The sequence below is a fragment of the Wenxinia marina DSM 24838 genome (assembly GCF_000379485.1).
GTDB classification, from domain to species: domain Bacteria; phylum Pseudomonadota; class Alphaproteobacteria; order Rhodobacterales; family Rhodobacteraceae; genus Wenxinia; species Wenxinia marina.
In genome coordinates this window covers 1-2,500 of sequence record NZ_KB902298.1, presented here as the reverse complement: position 1 = coordinate 2,500, position 2,500 = coordinate 1, and the positions used below count along the sequence as shown (strand labels likewise).

The 2,500-nt window shown below is 56.1% G+C and carries 1 rRNA gene (cut by a window edge); it reads left to right on the top strand.

The annotated features are described in order from the left end of the window. A 23S ribosomal RNA gene (locus A37W_RS0112750) occupies window positions 1–2,405 on the top strand (it extends 481 nt beyond the left edge of the window). The last annotated feature ends 95 nt before the right edge of the window (window positions 2,406–2,500 follow it).

Sequence of the window (2,500 nt, the reverse complement as noted above, 5' to 3'; positions counted from 1 at the left end):
GCGAACCAGTACCGTGAGGGAAAGGTGAAAAGCACCCCGACGAGGGGAGTGAAACAGTCCCTGAAACCGGACGCCTACAAGCAGTCGGAGCCCCCTTGAGGGGTGACGGCGTACCTTTTGTATAATGGGTCATCGACTTGGTGTTACGAGCAAGCTTAAGCCGTTAGGTGTAGGCGCAGCGAAAGCGAGTCTTAAATGGGCGCATGAGTTCGTGGCATCAGACCCGAAACCGAGTGATCTAGGCATGTCCAGGATGAAGGTGCGGTAACACGCACTGGAGGTCCGAACCCACACCTGTTGAAAAAGGTCGGGATGAGGTGTGCCTAGGGGTGAAAGGCCAATCAAACTCGGAGATAGCTGGTTCTCTGCGAAAGCTATTTAGGTAGCGCGTCGGACGAATACCCTCGGGGGTAGAGCACTGCATGGGTAATGGGGGCCCACAGCCTTACTGATCCTAAGCAAACTCCGAATACCGAGGAGTACTATCCGGCAGACACACGGCGGGTGCTAACGTCCGTCGTGGAGAGGGAAACAACCCTGACCTACAGCTAAGGCCCCTAATTCGTGGCTAAGTGGGAAAGCAGGTGGGACGACCAAAACAACCAGGAGGTTGGCTTAGAAGCAGCCATCCTTTAAAGATAGCGTAACAGCTCACTGGTCTAAACAAGTTGTCCTGCGGCGAAGATGTAACGGGGCTCAAGCCACGAGCCGAAGCTTAGGGTGTGCACTTCGGTGCACGCGGTAGCAGAGCGTAGTGTGACATAGAGCTTTGCTTGTTTACTGCCTGACCTACGAAAGGCGCGGTCAAACGCGCTCAAGTAGCCTCAAGGCGGTAGCGCAAGCATCAGCTCTTTCTGTGAAGCCGGGCTGTGAGGCATCCGGTGGAGAGATCACTAGCGAGAATGATGACATGAGTAGCGACAAGGAGGGTGAGAGACCCTCCCGCCGAAAGTCCAAGGGTTCCTGCTTAAAGCTAATCTGAGCAGGGTGAGCCGACCCCTAAGGCGAGGCCGAAAGGCGTAGTCGATGGGAACCGGGTTAATATTCCCGGGCCAGGAGGATGTGACGGATCGCAAGCGTAGTGAGGCCTTATCGGATTGGTCTTGCTGCTAAGCGGTTCCTGGAAATAGCCCTCCGTTAGATCGTACCCTAAACCGACACAGGTGGACTGGTAGAGAATACCAAGGCGCTTGAGAGAACGATGTTGAAGGAACTCGGCAAAATACCTCCGTAAGTTCGCGAGAAGGAGGCCCGGTTTTTGCGCAAGCAGAGGCCGGGGGCACAAACCAGGGGGTGGCGACTGTTTACTAAAAACACAGGGCTCTGCGAAGCCGCAAGGCGACGTATAGGGTCTGACGCCTGCCCGGTGCCGGAAGGTTAAAAGGAGGGGTGCAAGCTCCGAATTGAAGCCCCGGTAAACGGCGGCCGTAACTATAACGGTCCTAAGGTAGCGAAATTCCTTGTCGGGTAAGTTCCGACCTGCACGAATGGCGTAACGACTTCCCCGCTGTCTCCAACATCGACTCAGCGAAATTGAATTGCCGGTCAAGATGCCGGCTTCCCGCGGTTAGACGGAAAGACCCCGTGCACCTTTACTACAGCTTCAGACTGGCAACAGGACTGGGATGTGCAGGATAGGTGGTAGGCATCGAAGCCGGGACGCCAGTCTCGGTGGAGCCTCCCTTGAGATACCACCCTTCGCATTCTTGTTGTCTAACCGCGGACCGTCATCCGGTTCCGGGACCCTCTGTGGCGGGTAGTTTGACTGGGGCGGTCGCCTCCCAAACAGTAACGGAGGCGCGCGAAGGTTGGCTCAGAGCGGTCGGAAATCGCTCGTTGAGTGCAATGGCATAAGCCAGCCTGACTGCAAGACTGACAAGTCGAGCAGAGACGAAAGTCGGCCATAGTGATCCGGTGGTCCCGAGTGGAAGGGCCATCGCTCAACGGATAAAAGGTACGCCGGGGATAACAGGCTGATACTGCCCAAGAGTCCATATCGACGGCAGTGTTTGGCACCTCGATGTCGGCTCATCTCATCCTGGGGCTGGAGCAGGTCCCAAGGGTATGGCTGTTCGCCATTTAAAGAGGTACGTGAGCTGGGTTTAGAACGTCGTGAGACAGTTCGGTCCCTATCTGCCGTGGGTGTAGGATACTTGAGAGGAGTTGCCCCTAGTACGAGAGGACCGGGGTGAACGGACCACTGGTGGACCTGTTGTCGTGCCAACGGCAGTGCAGGGTAGCTATGTCCGGACAGGATAACCGCTGAAGGCATCTAAGCGGGAAGCCCCCCTCAAAACAAGGTATCCCTCGAGGACCGTGGAAGACCACCACGTCGATAGGCCGGAGATGTAAGCGCAGCAATGCGCTCAGTTGACCGGTACTAATCGTCCGATAGGCTTGACCCGATCCGGTAACGGCAACACAAAAGCCGTCACCCGAACGGAAGCCGTACAAAATACCCAAACACAACTCGACTTGGATCAGGCGCGGGACAAAAATA